This window comes from Veillonella orientalis, from assembly GCF_018406505.1.
Lineage (GTDB): Bacteria > Bacillota > Negativicutes > Veillonellales > Veillonellaceae > Veillonella > Veillonella nakazawae.
Window position 1 is genome coordinate 1 of record NZ_AP022322.1, and the last position, 17,091, is coordinate 17,091.

16 protein-coding genes are annotated in these 17,091 nt (G+C 37.9%); 9 read left to right on the top strand and 7 right to left on the bottom strand.

The window, feature by feature from the left end:
- From dnaA to VEIS1202513_RS00045, 9 genes are all read left to right on the top strand, one after another.
- Positions 1-1,578 carry a chromosomal replication initiator protein DnaA gene (dnaA, locus tag VEIS1202513_RS00005; protein ID WP_213467432.1) on the top strand — a complete coding sequence of 526 codons (1,578 nt, stop codon included), beginning with the start codon at positions 1-3 and terminating at the stop codon, positions 1,576-1,578.
- Between the two features lie 394 nt (positions 1,579-1,972).
- Positions 1,973-3,085, top strand: a complete 1,113-nt coding sequence (gene dnaN, locus VEIS1202513_RS00010) for a DNA polymerase III subunit beta (protein WP_213467433.1) — start codon at positions 1,973-1,975, stop codon at positions 3,083-3,085.
- A gap of 249 nt (positions 3,086-3,334) precedes the next feature.
- On the top strand, positions 3,335-3,568 hold the full coding sequence (locus VEIS1202513_RS00015; RefSeq protein ID WP_213467434.1) for an RNA-binding S4 domain-containing protein: 234 nt from the start codon (positions 3,335-3,337) through the stop codon (positions 3,566-3,568).
- A 3-nt stretch (positions 3,569-3,571) separates the two neighbouring features.
- Positions 3,572-4,672 (top strand): DNA replication/repair protein RecF, encoded by a 1,101-nt coding sequence (recF, locus tag VEIS1202513_RS00020; RefSeq protein ID WP_213467435.1) that lies wholly within the window; start codon positions 3,572-3,574, stop codon positions 4,670-4,672.
- Positions 4,659-5,561 carry a DciA family protein gene (locus VEIS1202513_RS00025; protein WP_213467436.1) on the top strand — a complete coding sequence of 301 codons (903 nt, stop codon included), beginning with the start codon at positions 4,659-4,661 and terminating at the stop codon, positions 5,559-5,561. The genes recF and VEIS1202513_RS00025 overlap by 14 nt, the downstream gene beginning before the upstream one ends.
- Before the next feature lie 13 nt (positions 5,562-5,574).
- Complete coding sequence (locus VEIS1202513_RS00030) at positions 5,575-5,823, top strand: DUF370 domain-containing protein (protein ID WP_213467437.1); 249 nt, start codon at positions 5,575-5,577, stop codon at positions 5,821-5,823.
- 75 nt (positions 5,824-5,898) lie between these two features.
- Positions 5,899-7,800 carry a DNA topoisomerase (ATP-hydrolyzing) subunit B gene (gene gyrB / locus VEIS1202513_RS00035; RefSeq protein WP_213467438.1) on the top strand — a complete coding sequence of 634 codons (1,902 nt, stop codon included), beginning with the start codon at positions 5,899-5,901 and terminating at the stop codon, positions 7,798-7,800.
- Positions 7,801-7,810: 10 nt separating this feature from the next.
- Complete coding sequence (locus tag VEIS1202513_RS00040; RefSeq protein WP_213467439.1) at positions 7,811-9,292, top strand: amino acid permease; 1,482 nt, start codon at positions 7,811-7,813, stop codon at positions 9,290-9,292.
- 125 nt (positions 9,293-9,417) lie between these two features.
- Positions 9,418-9,735, top strand: a complete 318-nt coding sequence (locus VEIS1202513_RS00045) for a YbjQ family protein (RefSeq protein WP_024066084.1) — start codon at positions 9,418-9,420, stop codon at positions 9,733-9,735.
- Positions 9,736-9,910: 175 nt separating this feature from the next.
- Here VEIS1202513_RS00045 and VEIS1202513_RS00050 read toward each other — a convergent pair whose 3' ends face one another.
- The 7 genes from VEIS1202513_RS00050 to VEIS1202513_RS00080 all read right to left on the bottom strand — a co-directional run bounded on the left by VEIS1202513_RS00050 (position 9,911) and on the right by VEIS1202513_RS00080 (position 16,933).
- Entirely contained in the window at positions 9,911-10,300 is a 390-nt protein-coding gene (locus tag VEIS1202513_RS00050) for a hypothetical protein (RefSeq protein WP_024063973.1), read from the bottom strand.
- Complete coding sequence (locus VEIS1202513_RS00055; protein WP_024063974.1) at positions 10,290-10,787, bottom strand: hypothetical protein; 498 nt, start codon at positions 10,785-10,787, stop codon at positions 10,290-10,292. The genes VEIS1202513_RS00050 and VEIS1202513_RS00055 overlap by 11 nt, the downstream gene beginning before the upstream one ends.
- A gap of 11 nt (positions 10,788-10,798) precedes the next feature.
- Complete coding sequence (locus VEIS1202513_RS00060) at positions 10,799-11,224, bottom strand: DUF6941 family protein (RefSeq protein WP_024063975.1); 426 nt, start codon at positions 11,222-11,224, stop codon at positions 10,799-10,801.
- A gap of 168 nt (positions 11,225-11,392) precedes the next feature.
- Positions 11,393-11,554 (bottom strand): IS3 family transposase, encoded by a 162-nt coding sequence (locus VEIS1202513_RS00065; protein ID WP_213467440.1) that lies wholly within the window; start codon positions 11,552-11,554, stop codon positions 11,393-11,395.
- 170 nt (positions 11,555-11,724) lie between these two features.
- Positions 11,725-12,033, bottom strand: coding sequence for an IS3 family transposase (locus tag VEIS1202513_RS00070; RefSeq protein ID WP_213467957.1), 309 nt, complete (start codon positions 12,031-12,033; stop codon positions 11,725-11,727).
- A gap of 776 nt (positions 12,034-12,809) precedes the next feature.
- Positions 12,810-15,872 carry an efflux RND transporter permease subunit gene (locus VEIS1202513_RS00075; protein ID WP_213467441.1) on the bottom strand — a complete coding sequence of 1,021 codons (3,063 nt, stop codon included), beginning with the start codon at positions 15,870-15,872 and terminating at the stop codon, positions 12,810-12,812.
- Entirely contained in the window at positions 15,869-16,933 is a 1,065-nt protein-coding gene (locus tag VEIS1202513_RS00080) for an efflux RND transporter periplasmic adaptor subunit (RefSeq protein ID WP_213467442.1), read from the bottom strand. The genes VEIS1202513_RS00075 and VEIS1202513_RS00080 overlap by 4 nt, the downstream gene beginning before the upstream one ends.
- Positions 16,934-17,091 lie beyond the last annotated feature (158 nt).

Here is a 17,091-nt window from a genome sequence, read left to right on the forward strand (position 1 = left end):
ATGCAATCATTTGATTTGAATAATATATGGGAACATATATTGCAAGAGGCGAAAAAGAACATGCAACATTTGCCTGACGCGTTGTACTTGCGCGTCACGTCATCGTTGATTCCCATGTCTCTCGACAGTCATTCGATCCATATAGGGGTCATGCAAACATTTGTTAAAAACTTAATCGATCAACAGCCACAGATCAGCAAGGCTTTGCAAGATGCTATTACTACGGTTATCGGTTCCCATCGGGATATGGTGTTATTTGATTTTAATCAAGAGAGTGTAGATACTACCTTTGTTGATGAAAGTCTCATCGATGATGCTCCTGTAGTAGCTCCACCGATGCCTTTACCGCCTGTGGTAGAGGAAAAAGCTCAACAAGATGAGTTCTACACACCGGTGTATCAAGAGCCTGTATATATCGACCGCGCACCAGCGCCTATTAATATTCCAGATGAGCCAATGGTAGCGCCTAGTAAAACAGTTGAAACTACAACACCTACATTACAATCTGATAATGTACCTGTGGATTTATCCTTATCTAACCTAAATCCAGCGTACCGTTTTGACAACTATGTAACAGGTAACGCGAACCGCATTCCATTTGGAGCGGCTCAAAATGTAGCTGAGTACCCAGGCGGCGACTATAATCCGCTCTTTATTTACGGTCCATCAGGTCTAGGTAAAACGCATTTGATGCACGCTATCGGCAATGCCATCAAGGAAAATCATCCTCACATGAAGGTTATGTCCATTACGAGCGAAAACTTTATGAACATTTTCGTCGAAACATTGCAGCGTAACCAAGGTAAATTGTTCCGCAACACATTCCGCAACATCGACGTGCTCATGATTGACGATATTCAGTTTCTTGAAAGTCGTGAAAGTACGAAAACTGAGCTATTTAATACGTTCAATGAGTTATTAAATAACAACAAACAAATCGTCCTCACCTCTGATACGATGCCAAACGATATGGAGCAATTCGAAGACCGTCTTCGTTCTCGTTTCCAAGCTGGCTATATTGCTACTATGGAAAATCCAGACTTAGAAACACGCATCGCTATCTTTAGATCACTTTTAGAACGAGAATATAAGAAAAATCGCGTTATCCGCATCGATAACGACTCTATCAACTACGTGGCGTTACAATTTAGCGAAAATGTCCGCGTGTTGCAAGGTGCTTTCACCAAATTAATCGGCACTGCATCCATCGACCAACGTCTTGAATCTATCGACTTAGAATACACTAAACAAGCCTTGGCTGGACTCGTTCATACCGAAGAGGTGAACATGGTCACTATGGAAAGCATCCAAAATTTTGTAAGTTCTTATTTCAATATTAAAAAGCAAGACTTGCTCGGTAAGAAGCGTAAGGCACAGTTCGCATTCCCACGGCAAATTGCCATGTATCTATGCCGTGATATGATCAATGAAAGTTATCCGCAAATCGCAGCAGCCTTCTCTCGTGACCATACGACAATTCTCCATGCGTACGATAAAATCACGAAGGAAATTGAACGAAATGAAGAAACTAAAAACATGATTTCTGAAATTAAACAGAAATTAACAACCTGTGGATAACTCTGTGGATATATTGTGCGTAACTTTGTGGATATCCTAAAAACCGTACTCCGCTGTGAGTATGTGGATAAGTGGTTACAAACTATCAACATAGTTATACACAACCGAGAAATCGCACAGTTAGTAGCGCCAATTCACTTTTACACATATGAACAGGCCCCTACTATTACTACTACTAAAACTAACAAACAATCAAAAAACCAGTAGAAACAGATCTATCGCAGAATATCTATAGAGCATCTACGATAGCAAACATATAAAATTACAAACAAGACAATAGTTATTAGTGCTTCTACACTATATGTAAATCGCACATACAAACAAATAGAAAATATAATGTAAAGCAAAATAATAAATTATTATTAATCAAATATACATCATAAAGGAGTTATAAATGCACATTACATTCCCAAAAGCAAATCTCCAAAAAGCAATCAACGTATTGCAAAAGGTATCTCAAAATAAAACAAGTTCCAACTTACCAGGTGCTATCTACATGACAACAAAAAATGGTCAAGTAGAATTGCAAGGTAACGACTTTGAGCTCGGTATTCGTTTAACCATCGACGGCGACATTAAAGAACCTGGCACATTAGTTGTAGGTTCCCGCTACTTCCAAGAATTAATTCGCAAATTGCCTGGCGATACTATTGAACTTTACAAACCAGAAGATGGAAATTCTTTAACAATCACATCTGGTTCTTCTGAATTTAACCTCGTAACATTGCATCCAGATGATTTCTCCTTGGTTGAACAAATTCACGACCAAGATCATGTAAACATCGATAGCTTTGCTATGAAAGAACTCATCGATTTAACAAATTACGCAGCTGCTACTGACGAAGATCGTCCTGTATTTACGGGTGCTCTTCTTGAAATCAAAGAAAACGAAGTAACAATGGTTGCTACTGATACACACCGCATGGCTGTTAAGAAAATTACTATCGATGAACCAGCAACTACGCCAATGCGTGCTATCATTCCTACAAAAACTTTGGCTGAAGTATCTCGTTTATTACCAACAGATAATCCAGCCATGATCAACATCATTTGGAACCGTACTCAAATCGTGTTCAACTTTGAATCTATTTATATTATTTCTCGTTTGATTGAAGGTACTTACCCTGAATATGAAAAGGTAATTCCTTCCCAATTCGATTCTAGTGCAGTTATCGACCGCCGCGAATTCGCTGGTGCCGTTGACCGCGTATCCTTATTGGCTAAAGATATCAGCTATAACGTAATTCGTTATGATTGGGCTGAAAGCAATGTAACATTATCTACTCAAAATACTGAAATCGGCATGGCAAAAGAAGACGTAGCTGTTGAATTTAAAGGCACACCTTTCACAATCTCCTTCAACGGTCGTTATATCTCTGATATCTTGCGCCATAGCACAGGCGACAATATCCACTTGTTCTTAAAACAAAACGGTCCAGTTGTCATTCGCCAAGACAATAATCCGAACTATACATACGTAGTAACACCAGTTCGCACGAATTCTTAAAAGTAAAAGTAGGGTGTGAGCTAACAGAGGAGCGGTAGCGACGATGGGAGCCACACATCACTTTGGTCGGAGCGTGCAATTTTTCGTAGAAAAATGCTCAGCGAGCGACCTGGACACTGGTACTAAATAATATCAATACTACGTATATTTACTGTATTAATATACATATTTTTATTAGGTGATGATGATTAAAAGTCATCGTTACCTAATTCCCATATAGTTATAATTTGTCCACTATAGGAGGACGTTATGAAAGAGCAACAGCAGGTACCCATTCATACGGAGTACATTCAAATTGATCAGTTGTTGAAGTTAGAAGGTATCATCGAAACTGGTGGTCAAATTAAAACCTTCATTGAAGAAGGTATTCTTACTTTGAATGGTCAAGTTGTCACAGAAAAGCGCAAGAAATGCCATGTTGGGGACGTGATTTCTTGTGAAGGTCTCGATGTAGATCTAGTGATTACTCAAGAGGAGGCATAATCGGTGAGAATTGACTCACTGCAATTATTCCAGTTTCGTAATTACAAGGATGTAACGATTCAGTTTAATCCGGAGATTATCGTTTTGCACGGCACCAATGGGGCTGGTAAGACGAATATTCTCGAATCGATTTATGTGGGTACCATTGGTAAAAGCCATCGGACCAACGATACATCGGATATGCTCATGTTCAATGCTGAGGAAGCAGGTATTGTTGTTAAGTTCGAGAAAAAGGATACACCTCAAAAGGTAAATATTAAGTTATTCCGCCAAGGTCCTAAGGATATTCGGTTAAACGATACTAAAATATCTCAGAAAGAACTGATAGGTACATTAAATACAGTTATCTTCTGTCCAGAGGATTTACAGCTCATCAAAGGAACGCCGTCGGGACGTAGACGTTTCCTTGATATGGAAATCTCTCAGACTAGTGCTACCTATTATCATCAATTAATGCAGTATAATCGGTTATTACAACAGCGTAATACGATTCTTAAAGAATATAGAGGTAAGCAGAACATTCCTCTTGAAGAATGGGATTTACAGCTAGCTGATATGGCGAGTTTTATTGTAAAGAAACGGTTAGAAAGCTTGAAAAAAATCAATCTTCTCATCGATTTGATGAACCGTAAATTGACGGGTGGCCTCGAGAATTTGACCATTGGTTATGAACAGCCATATATGGACAACGGATCCTTAGAATTTACAAAGGAAGGCTTTTACGAGCGCATTAAAGTAGCGTTGCCCCAGGATCGTCATCGGATGACCACCAGCGTAGGTCCTCACCGCGATGATCTTAGATTTTTCTCTGATGCGATGGATTTAAAGAAATTTGGATCCCAAGGGCAGCAACGAACAGCTGTATTGTCCTTAAAATTGAGCGAGCTTGAGTTTATTAAGTCCGAGGTTGGGGAATATCCAGTTCTGCTACTAGATGATGTATTGAGCGAACTTGATGAGTCGAGACGAGCGAATTTATTGCAGTTTATTCATAAACGTATTCAAACATTTATTACTACTACAGACATTCATGATTTTAAAGATTTGAAATCCGTACAATTTATTTCTTGTGAAGGGGGAAAGGTTCAGTATGGACAGCCTTGATCTTTGTTTACCAAAGGCCTTATCAGAACTGAATTTACTAGAACAATATAAATTAAATACCCTCGTTCACAAGTGGCGTGATGTAGTGGGCGATGTTATTGCAGACCATACGAAAATTGTGTCCATCAAGCCTCCTGACATGGTTATCAGTGCAGATAATTCCATGTGGATGCAGGAATTACAAATGCAAAAACGGCGCATCATCGAGGCCATAAACAAGTATTACCATCAAGAGGTCATCACAGATATTCGCTTTATTATGAAACGTCAGAGCTATGTGAAAGCTAATACTGATACATCGATTTCACTGCCTGATGAACAGATTATTACAAAACGTATTAATTTTGCAGACATCGTGCTTTCAAAAGAAGACGTAGAAGCCATCGATAAGTCTTTAGAACAAACGGATAACGAAGAATTACGAGTTGCTTTCAGAAAAGTACAAATTACGGCTCGAAAGCGGGAAATTTATTTAGAGCAGCATGGTTATCATCGTTGTAAGCGATGTGGCATGCATATGGAATCTAAAAAAGAAATCTGTCCGACTTGCGAATATGAATTGCATCGCGCTCATATTAAGGACATTAAGGCGGTCATTAGAAAGTATCCGTACTTTAAATACAGCGACTGTCAGCAATTTATACAATGTACCTTCCCAGACTTTGCAGAAGCCATGCGGGAATCTATATACTTTTACTTAGATAAAATTTATAAAGGGTCCATCAATCGCCGTCACATGTATATGGTGGCCATGCTCATTACGCACAAGAAGCCTGATGAGTTAACGGATCAGCACGTTATTAATTTGTGCAATAAATATCGATCAAAGTTCCTTGCTGAAGAAGAACAGCGGAAAATCGATTCATTAAATGGGACATTAGAAAAGTAGAGGAGGCATTCCTATGTACGTTCATATTGGGGATACCGTTTCCGTGCCTATCGAATCCATCATTACCATGGTGCACGCCAAGGGCGGAAAATCCCATAAAAGTCCTATTCATTACTATGAAAGCTTAGAGTATATCGCCATGGTACCAGAGGAGCAGATCAAGACCTATGTGGTCACAGATGATTGCGTTTATGGATCTGGTATTAGTATTAAGACTTTAATGAGACGAATTGATGAGTTTTATAGTATAATAAAGAGATAAGATTTATTCTGTACATGTGTTGTACCAAATTTCAATCCAGTACAGTGTGATAGATTGTTAGGAGGAGTTTGTTTCATGCCTGAAGAAAATTATGGCGCTCAGAATATACAGGTTCTCGAGGGTCTTGACGCGGTACGTAAACGCCCTGGTATGTACATTGGTAGTACGTCCATTCGCGGTTTACATCACCTCGTTTATGAAGTAGTAGATAACTCTGTAGACGAAGCGCTCGCAGGTTACGCTACACATATCGAAGTATCCATTAATGAAGATAACAGTATCACTGTTGTTGATGATGGTCGTGGTATCCCTACAGGGATGCATGAATCCGGTATGTCTGCGGTAGAGTTAGTATTAACAAAATTGCATGCTGGCGGTAAATTTGGCGGTGGCGGCTACAAGGTTTCTGGTGGCCTTCACGGCGTAGGTATTTCCGTAGTAAATGCGTTGAGTGAATGGACTAAGGTTCAAGTATCTCAAAATGGTATCGTTCAAGAGATTTCCTTTGCTCGTGGTCATAAAACTTCTGAGTTACACGAAATCGGTAAAGCAGAAGGTACTGGTACTACTGTTATCTTCAAGCCAGATGCTGAAATCTTTGAAACTACTGTATTTAACTTTGATACATTGAAAATTCGTTTACAAGAATTGGCATTCCTTAATAAAGGTCTTCGCATTACATTGAGCGATTTGCGCCAAGAGGAGCCTCGTGTTGAAAGCTTCCACTACGAAGGTGGTTTGAGTTCTTTCATTACCTTCTTGAACGAAAATAAAGAAGTAGTAAATCCAACTGTAATTTACATTGAAAATACAAAAGACGACGTAGTAGTAGACGTAGCGTTGCAATATAACGATAGCTACAGCGAAAACTTGTTGTCCTTCGTAAATAACATCAACACTGTTGACGGTGGTACTCACCTTTCTGGTTTCCGTGCTGCCTTGACTCGTACCCTCAATGATTATGGCCGTAAATCTGGCTTGATCAAGGAAAATGAGTCCAACCTTTCCGGTGAAGACGTACGTGAAGGTTTGACAGCTGTTGTATCTGTAAAAGTATTGGAACCTCAATTTGAAGGCCAAACTAAAACTAAACTTGGCAATAGCGAAGTTAAAGGTATTACAGACGTTATCGTATCTGAAGGTCTTAAGACATTCTTCGAAGAACATCCGCAAGATGCGAAGAAAATCATTGAAAAAGCGACTATGGCAAGCCGTGCTCGTGAGGCAGCTCGTAAAGCCCGCGACTTAACGCGCCGTAAAAATGCCTTGGAAGTATCTAGCCTTCCTGGTAAATTGGCAGATTGCTCTGATAAAGATACATCTATGACTGAAATTTATCTAGTCGAAGGTGACTCTGCGGGCGGTTCTGCAAAACAAGGTCGCGATCGTCGTTACCAAGCGATTTTGCCATTGCGTGGTAAAATCCTTAACGTAGAAAAAGCGCGCCTTGATAAGATTTTAGCTAATAACGAAATTCGCTCCATGATCACTGCATTCGGTACTGGTATTGGGGAAGAGTTTGATATTACAAAATCCCGTTATAACAAGATTATCATCATGACAGATGCGGACGTTGACGGCGCTCATATCCGTACCTTGTTATTAACATTCTTCTACCGCTATATGAAACCATTGGTAGAGGAAGGTCATATTTACATTGCACAACCACCGTTGTACCAAATCAAGAAGGGTAAATCCCACTGGTATGTATACTCTGATGCAGAGCTTACAGCTAAACTTGATGAAGTAGGCCGCGATGGTATTACAATCCAACGTTACAAAGGTTTAGGTGAAATGAATCCTGAACAATTATGGGAAACTACAATGAACCCTGAAAATCGTACGATTTTACAAGTTAGCTTAGAGGATTCTATCGAAGCTGATAAAATCTTTACTGTTCTCATGGGCGATAAAGTAGAACCTCGTCGTAAATTTATTGAAGATAACGCAAAATACGTGCGTAATCTAGATTTGTAAGAGGTGACCCATGGCTGAAAATCAAAATAATAACGTAGAGTTTACCTCTAATAAAGATCAACATTTAAAACGTTCCCTAAAGGCGCGTCATATGAACATGATCGCTTTAGGTGGCGCTATCGGTACTGGCTTATTCGTAGCTGGTGGTGAAGTAGTAAGTACAGCAGGCCCTGGTGGTGCGCTAGTGGCTTATGGCCTCATCGGTATCATGGTGTACTTCCTCATGACATCTCTTGGGGAAATGGCTACGTACTTGCCGATTCCAGGTTCCTTCGGGACCTATGCAAAACGCTATGTAGACCCTGCCTTTGGTTTTGCCTTAGGTTGGAACTATTGGTTTAACTGGGCTATTACATTGGCTGCTGAAGTATTGGCAGGGGCTCTTATCATGAAATACTGGTTCCCTGATGTGCCTGCCATCGTATGGTCTGCTCTGTTCTTGCTCGTTTTATTCGGCTTGAATTATTTGTCTACTCGTTCCTTTGGTGAAAGTGAATATGTATTCTCTAGCATCAAGGTTATTACTGTATTCGTATTCCTGTTCTGTGGCTTCATGCTAATCTTTGGCATTGGTGGCACATCTCCAGGATTTGCGAACTGGACAGTAGGGGAAGCACCATTCGTAGGTGGTTGGGAATCTATCCTCGCTATCTTCATGGTGGCTGGTTTCTCCTTCCAAGGTACTGAGCTTATCGGCGTAGCCGCTGGTGAAGCAGAAGACCCTGAAAAGAACGTGCCAAAAGCGATTAATACAATCTTCTGGCGTATTCTATTGTTCTATATCGGTGCTTTCATAGTTATCGGTTTCTTAATTCCGTACACTGATCCAAATCTATTGAATTCTAGTGTAGAGAATGTATCTATTTCTCCATTTACACTCGTATTCGACCGCTTTGGTTTTGCCTTTGCTGCTAGCTTCATCAATGCTATCATCTTAACGGCAGTACTCAGTGCTGGTAACTCTGGTCTCTATTCTTCTACGCGTATGCTGTACGCACTTGCTAAAGAAGGACAAGCACCAAAAATCTTTGGTAAGCTTAATAAACGTGGTGTTCCAGTGCCAGCGTTAATCTTAACTACAGCAATCGGTTTATTTGCATTCCTTACAAGCTTCATCGGCGAAGGTACTGCATATACTTGGATTGTTAATATCTCCGGTCTTTGCGGCTTCATCGCATGGGTTGGTATCGCTGTTTCTCACTATCGTTTCCGCCGTGCTTTCATTGCACAAGGCAGAGATCTTAGCGAATTGCCTTACAAAGCATGGTTATTCCCAGTAGGTCCAATCTTGGCGTTCATTCTTTGCGTCATCATCATTGCTGGTCAAAACTACTCCGCTTTCACAGGCGATACAATCGACTGGTATGGCGTATCCGTTGCGTACATCGGATTGCCAATCTTCTTCGCAGTGTACTTAGGTTACAAATACATCAAGAAAACAAAACTTGTTCCATTGAAAGAGGTTAACCTAGACCGCGATTTTGATCGATAAAAACATATAATTAGACCTGTTCATTATGAATGTAGTGAACAGGTCTTTTTTTGTGATTGTATTTCTGTGAAAGCCTTGATATAATTAATCAAAATGTATTGTAGTCAATTAGAGAGGATACAATTATGATTATTACTACAACTATGCATATTGAAAACAAACCTGTTCAAGAGTACAAAGGTATTGTATTTGGTGAGGTCGTAGAAGGCCGTAACTTTGTGAAAGACTTTATGTCTGGCATTCGCGATATCGTTGGTGGCCGTAGCGGTAGCTATGAAGATTCTTTGATGAGTGCCCGTCAAGCAGCTCTCGATGAAATGTCTCAACGTGCTTCTAAATTGGGTGCTAATGCTATTATTGGCGTATCCTTCCAATATAGCACTGTAGGTGCACAAAACGGCATGCTTATGATTACATGCAATGGTACAGCTGTTGTAGTTTAATAAAGAATTTACTATGATAAGTATTAAATATAACGTATAATATTACATTTATATAAGTTTAAATATAATTATTTTAGTTTTTTATATAGAATATAGCTTTATAATTCTATATAATAAAAGAAATAGTAAAGAGCCTAGATTATAATATATCTAGGCTCTTTACTATTTCTTTTTATTAATCTGATTCATTTACCTTTTCAAGTTTAGCAACTTTAGCAAGATGTTTAGCTTGTGATGAAGTAAGTTCTATCTTATCTATACTTCTTAAAATTAAGCTATGATAAGGATTATCTTCAATTGGATCAATTTGATAGACTATAGATAAATCTTCACAATTATTTACAGTTATAGATAAAATATCATATCCTTCTTTTGTAGAACTTAAATATTCAATAGCAACTTTATTTTCTCTAGAATCTTGTCTATCTACAGATACACCTTTAGAATCTTTAAATACTGCAGATGAAGGAACTCTTTTATTATCAATGGTTTTCCACATAGTTGGTATTGGTTTTATTGCTCTATATAATTTTTCACCATTATAAAAAGGTTCTTTAACATCCAAAAGAATCAACCATCCTTATTAACTCTTGTTTTTTGTCAGAATAATTAAAAACTTTCTCAGATTCCTGACCTTTAGAATTTATTTTAAAAACTTTAACTTTATTATTGGTTAAGAACTCAAATTCTAAATATTCATTTGAATCTTCAAGTTCAATTTGTATATTTCCATTTGGTACAGGAAATACATTTATATATTTATAATTTGAAACATCTAAAATAAATGATTCAACTTGTTTAATAATTCCTTTATTAATTGGATTAGCACCATATGTATCCCAGTTTTTATCTAATTTATTAAAAGATTGAATTCGATCAAGTAATTCTACTTGTGCCTGAGATAAAATTCTATTACTTTGACAAAACTCTGGTTTTATTGCTTTAGATAATATATCAGAATCACAAGTACCACCACTAAATGTAGTAACTACAAAAACACCAACTATAGATACTATTCTAACTGAATCGGAAAAATTATTAGTTGTAACCATAAAATTTCCTCCTAAATATTATTATTCAATTCAACTTTTATTTCTGTAGTTCCTAATAATACATTATTTAAATAAAATTGAATTTCATATATACCTTCATCTTTAAATAAAATATTTTTTAATGCTCCAGATATTTGAAAAAACATTGTATTATCTTTAGATTCAGTATTTTTTATATCAGAAGGTACTTTTAAATCTTTAAAAAACTCAAAAGCTTTTTCATTTCTAACTTTATTATTTACTTCAATTTTTATAGACTGTTCATCATTAGTATCTACATCTACTACACCTGCTGAAAAATATAATGTATATGTAGAAGGAATATAAGGAATTTTTAAACCTAAGATGGGACCAATAATAGCTAATGAGTTTTTTCCATTATTATATTCAAAATTTTCAATATCCTCAGATAGTAAAAAATAACCTAATCTTGACATATCATTCACCTCATTTTATTTTATTATACCTAATGAAGTTCTTATTCACAATAGTATATGAAGGTTTATCTATATATATCATAGATAATAAAAAGCAGAGATAATTGTGATATGTACCCCTTTTCCTAGACATATATTATTTACTAGCCTAAACACATGGATTCTTACCTATATTTTACAGAGGGCATCCATTTTTTTCTGAATTCTTTTATTATTGTAATAGTTGATATATTCTTCAATCGCTGTCGGAAAATCATTGAATGATGAATATTCTGTTTCATAAACATAATATATTTCTATTTTTAAATTACTGAAAAATGTCTCTATCACTGAGTTATCATAACAGTTTCTTTTTATGAATATAGACTGAATAATTCTGTGTTTTTTTAGTACGTTCCTGAAATAGCTATGTTTGTATTGCCATCTTTGATTAGAGTGGAAAATCAATCCCAAAAAAGATTATGATACTTTTTGAAAGCTTTATCTAAAATATGAGAAATCTACTCTAAATTAGGTCTTAATACCAAGTCATAGAAAATAATCTTATTTGTATTCATATCTAAGATAGGTGATAAGTAAAACTTTCCCCATGGAAAATAAAACTGAGATACATTAGTTTTCCATTTTTGAAATGGTGCTGTTGTACTAAAATCTCTATTGATAATATTATAGGCTATTTTGACTGCTTGACCTTTATAAGAGTAATATTTTTCTTTTGGTCTCTTTCCAGCGAGTACAATGACTTTCATAAGTCTTTGTACTCGTTTATGATTGACTACAAAATCTCGATTAAGAAGTTCTTTTGCTATACGCGATGCAAACCATAATGTTCCTTTTGCTCTGCAAAAATCTTTTGGATTTTATCTTTGAGTTATATATTTATATCATCTACAAGATCCATTTTAGAGAGCTCACAATAATAGGTAGATTAGGTCATTCCTATAAATTTTAGAAGATATTTTATCTAATATTCTCTCTTTTGGAGTATTTTAATAACAATTGTTTTTTTGCCTTGAGATTCTTAGCTTCTTTTTTGTCTCTCAAGTTAATCTCTTTTTTAGACTTTATTTTCAGCTTTGATATAAGTATTTTAGCTCGTAAACGAATGAGTTCCTCGTATTTACTCTTATCGAATTTTCGAGATGAAATATTCTTTGTTGTTTTCACTTTATAATTCTTTGGTCGTCGTACTTTAGATTTATTGATAAGACCATTGTATCCAAAAGTTTCGTATTTATGAAGCTATTGATAAAGTTGTCCAGAATTAATACCAGCTACAATAGCTATCAATCTTAAGGTTTGTCCTGAAAGAACTTAGTATAACAGCTTATATTTCTCCTCTGGATACCAAGACTTATTAACAACTCGAAATTTATTAATATCCGGACCATGAAATTGCTCTAGTTTAACCCATACCCTTATTTGTTTATGAAATGTACGTGTTGATACACTGTAAGGTATCTTCAGCCATTTTCATTGGTAGAATAACTCTATAGATTTCTTTTTAAATTAATAATTATATTTCATGAAAAGCCCCCTTTACTAATTGTCCAGTAAAGGGGGTATATATCAAATTTCTGTTTTTTTATTTTACTTTATACCATGTTGCATACATGACTGGTAATACGATAAGTGTTAGCACCGTTGCCACTAGTAAGCCGCCGCTAAAGGCTATGGCAAGTGGGCTCCAGAATACAGATCCCATAAGAGGAATCATGCCTAAAATCGCTGCGATAGCGGTGAGCATGATTGGACGGAAACGAAGTGTAGCGGAGTTGATAATCGCTTCAAGTGGTTTTTGTCCTTCTGCTTTGTGGATTTCAATTTGGTCTAACAAGATAATGGAGTTACGGATGATCATACCCGATAGGGCGATGATACCTAGAATAGCCATAAAACCTAATGGTGTTCTCGTAATATTGAGAGCTAATACGACACCGATTAATCCGAGAGGTGCTGTGAGCAAAGCCATAATCATGAGAGCAATGCGCTTTAATTGGAACATGAGGATTGTCATGATCACAAAGAGCATAATTGGCATTGGTGTTACTAGATTTTGTACAGCTGTGACGCTTTTTTCAGCGGCTCCATCAAGTTCAATGGTATAGCCTGTAGGCAAGGAATCGCGAATGTCTTGTAAGGATGTATAAACCTCTTTTGTTTTCGCATTGCCTAAAACACCGGCTTTCACATTGGCGTGAATGCTGATAGTTGGCATCATGTTGCGATGCCAGATGATACCATCCTCTTGCGTCATAGTAATAGTTGCAATTTGGCTAAGCGGTACGTAGGAACCATTGCCTGTTTGAATCGGTAAGGAGGATAGAGCACTTAAGTTATGTTGCTCATTATCTCCTAAACGGAATGTAACAGGAATTGTTTGATTACCTTCATAGTATTCCCCAGATTTAGTGCCAGATAATAAACTTTGCAAGTGTAAGGATACCGCATAGCTATCGATGCCGAGTAGGCGAGCCTTGTTAGGATCGATATGAATGTTAGCTACAGGTTCCGTATCTGGCCAGTCAAAGGCTATATTCTGTAAATCCTTGTCACCTTGCATTTTGCTTTTTACTTGATTAGCAATATCTTTTACCACCTTTTGATCAGGACCTGCTACGCGGAGCATCACTGGATATTTAGATGGTGGGCCAATTTGTACAAATTGAGCATTTACGAGGGCTGAAGGGAATTCTTCATTTAAATAAGAAGTTAATTCATCATAGAGTTTATCTCGATCCTCTAAGGATTTTGTAACGATAACGTACTGCAAGAAGTTATTTCGTTGCAATTCAGGTTCCAAGGTGAGAACGAAACGCGGAGAACCTTGTCCTATATAGGATGTAAAGGTCGAAATGTGTTCGTTACCTTGTAAATGTTCATCGATGATTTTTGCTTGATTTGCAGTGTATTCAATGGATGAACTTTGAGGAAATTGCATGGATACGATGATTTCATTACGCGTTGATGATGGGAAAAATTCCTGCTTGATCAATGGTAGTGAAAGTAGGGATAACACAAAGGCACCTAAGGTGATGAGTAATACTACCCTATGATGTCCTAAAGCCCAATGTAACAGTCTTTCAAATTTATCATAGAATGTAACACTAAGATTGTGCATGATACGGTCTCGTTTGGTCCATTCGGATTCAGGTTTTGGAGCCTTGTTTTCTATGATTTTATAGCCGAGAACAGGGCTGACAAGAACAGAGGCGAACCAAGATAGGATGAGAGCCATAAATACAACGATGGATAGAGATTTTGTAAATTCTGCTACCATACCTTGTGCTAATGCTAATGGCAAGAAGCCAGCGCAGGTAATAAGCGTACCAGATAGCATAGGGAAGGCTGTTGATTGGTAAGCGAAGGTAGCAGATCTAAAGTGACCCCAACCTTCTTCGAGCTTAACGCTCATCATTTCTACAACGATAATGGCATCATCTACGAGAAGGCCTAGCGATAAGATAAGAGCACCAAGGCTAACCTTGTGTAAGTAAATGCCCGCTTCATACATTAAGATGAATGTGGTAGATACAACGACTGGAATGGTGAGGGCTACAACCACACCTGTACGTAATCCAAGGGATGCAAAGCTTACAAGCAATACGATGGCGATGGCTTCAAATAGAGATTGAGAGAAATCGCCGATGGATTCCTTAACAATATGTGGCTGATTAGATACTTGATTGAGTTCAAGGCCTGCAGGTATAGTTTTCTTCAATTCTGCTAGCTTTTTATCGATAGCTTCACCAAATTCCACATTATTGCCACCTGCATCCATGGAGATGGCAATACCTATAGCTGGCTTTCCTTCATAGTAGAATTGAGGATTGCTAGGGTCTTGGTAGGTCATGGTCACATCAGCCATGTCGCCGAGTCGCAAGGTTTGATTGTTGATGCGAATAGGCATATCTTGTACGGCTTGAGGGCTATCGAATAGACCGTTTACTCGAAGATATACATTATTGGTATCCGTTGTAATCATACCAGCTGGTACCATCATACTTTGCTGTTTGATAGCTGTTAACAGCTGTTGTGTACTGATTTTATAGGATGCTAATTTATCCTTATTAATCGTTACATTAAGGGTTTGTTGTTGAACCCCAATAAGGCTGATTTTCTTAACGTTTGGAACAGATAAAAGCTGACGTTTTAAGTCTTCCGCTTGTTGACGCTTTTCTTCATAGGAGAATTCATCGCCGCTAATGGCGTAGATAATGCCGTATACATCATCAAATCTGTCATTGATGGTCGGTCCTTGAACGCCTTGCGGCAGTGATTTCCATTCGTCGTTAATCATGTTCCGCACTTCTTCCCAAGCGGGGCGGATTTTATCAGATGGTAGGTTTTCTTTCAGATTAATATAAATAACTGATTTGCTGCCATCTGTGAAAGATTTTGTATAATCCACGCCCGGAAGGTCGCGCAGTTTTTCTTCTAATTTGTCCGTTACCTGATCCGACATTTCTTGTGGGGAAGCCCCTGGCCAAGCAACGCCGACCACCATGGTACGCATCGTAAAGTCTGGGTCTTCCATACGCCCCATGTGGTTATATGAGAAGATGCCAAAGGTGAGGAGCACAGCCATGAAGTAGTAGATAATGGACTTATGTTTGAGGGCCCATTCGGCTAAGTTAAATTGTTTCATTGACTAACCGCCGTCCCTTCTTGTAATTGTTGGGTACCTGCGGTGATGACAATGTCGCCCTTAGCTAAACCAGATGTAACGATGACGGAGTTCTTACCAAACTCACCAGTCTTAATTGGCACGAGATGAGCCTTTTTATCTCGAATGATATACACTGCATTATTGCCGTTAGAGTCTTTCACAAGAGCCGTTAACGGAATGGAAATATTGGTGCTATCTGTAGTAGATAGATTTACATTGATCGTCATGCCTAGTTGTACCTCTTTTGGAGGATTTTGTAAGGTAATTTTTACGGTATACGTTCTTGCCACAGGGTCAGGAACTGGTGAAATTTCACGGACCACGCCTTGCACGGTTACATCAGGTAGAGCCCAGAATGTAATAGTGGCAGGGCTTCCCACATGAACCTTGGTCAATTCTTGCTCAGGAAGGGCAATGACTGCTTCTGGGTCGCGACCAGCCGCTAAGGTGCCAACGTGTTGACCAGCAGCTACGACTTGGCCTGCTTCAATATTGAAAGCTGTAATAATACCTGTATCAGGGGCAGTCAAATTAGTATAGCTATTTTGATTGCTACTCAAATTGAGGCTAGCCTGTGCTTGTTGTAATTGAGCAGAGGTAGCATTCAATTGGTTTTCTGCTTGGTCTAATTGCAATTTACTAATCGCTTGTTGTGCATAGAGTTCGCGATATCGTTTAGCATTGGTTTCTGCTAATTCATAAGCCGATTGAGCGGCTTTTACAGCACCCTCAGCATTTTGTACTTGAGCAGATGTATCTGAACCATTAATTTGAGCAATGACTTGGCCTGCTTGCACCACATCACCAACATTTACGAATTTATTGATGACGCGCCCACCAATTTGAAAGGCTAAGTTGGTTTCTGTTTTATTATGGATGGTGCCTGCATAGCCAGCGCCGGTAGTACCAGATTCTTCACCGATGGTGATAGTACGCACCTTGAGGCTCGTATCCTCAGGTTGCTTTTCAGATCCACAACCACTTATGATAGCAGTCCCTATTAAGAGGGCCCCTATGGTTGCTATAACTCGTTGATTCATAGAATCTCTCCTTTATACTACACATAAGCCCTATGACGCAGAACTACACATTAGTAATCATAGGACTATATATTTTATGAGAATATATCTAATTTAGCTATTAGATATATAGTAGATAATAGTTCTATTAAATCTATTAGATTTAATTATATATTTTA

Coding starts and splice junctions, on each gene's coding strand:
- dnaA (WP_213467432.1), top strand. CDS start 1: ATGCAATCATTTGATTTGAATAATATATGGGAACATATATTGCAAGAG.
- dnaN (WP_213467433.1), top strand. CDS start 1,973: ATGCACATTACATTCCCAAAAGCAAATCTCCAAAAAGCAATCAACGTA.
- VEIS1202513_RS00015 (WP_213467434.1), top strand. CDS start 3,335: ATGAAAGAGCAACAGCAGGTACCCATTCATACGGAGTACATTCAAATT.
- VEIS1202513_RS00025 (WP_213467436.1), top strand. CDS start 4,659: ATGGACAGCCTTGATCTTTGTTTACCAAAGGCCTTATCAGAACTGAAT.
- VEIS1202513_RS00030 (WP_213467437.1), top strand. CDS start 5,575: ATGTACGTTCATATTGGGGATACCGTTTCCGTGCCTATCGAATCCATC.
- gyrB (WP_213467438.1), top strand. CDS start 5,899: ATGCCTGAAGAAAATTATGGCGCTCAGAATATACAGGTTCTCGAGGGT.
- VEIS1202513_RS00040 (WP_213467439.1), top strand. CDS start 7,811: ATGGCTGAAAATCAAAATAATAACGTAGAGTTTACCTCTAATAAAGAT.
- VEIS1202513_RS00045 (WP_024066084.1), top strand. CDS start 9,418: ATGATTATTACTACAACTATGCATATTGAAAACAAACCTGTTCAAGAG.
- VEIS1202513_RS00055 (WP_024063974.1), bottom strand. CDS start 10,787: ATGGTTACAACTAATAATTTTTCCGATTCAGTTAGAATAGTATCTATA.
- VEIS1202513_RS00060 (WP_024063975.1), bottom strand. CDS start 11,224: ATGTCAAGATTAGGTTATTTTTTACTATCTGAGGATATTGAAAATTTT.
- VEIS1202513_RS00075 (WP_213467441.1), bottom strand. CDS start 15,872: ATGAAACAATTTAACTTAGCCGAATGGGCCCTCAAACATAAGTCCATT.
- VEIS1202513_RS00080 (WP_213467442.1), bottom strand. CDS start 16,933: ATGAATCAACGAGTTATAGCAACCATAGGGGCCCTCTTAATAGGGACT.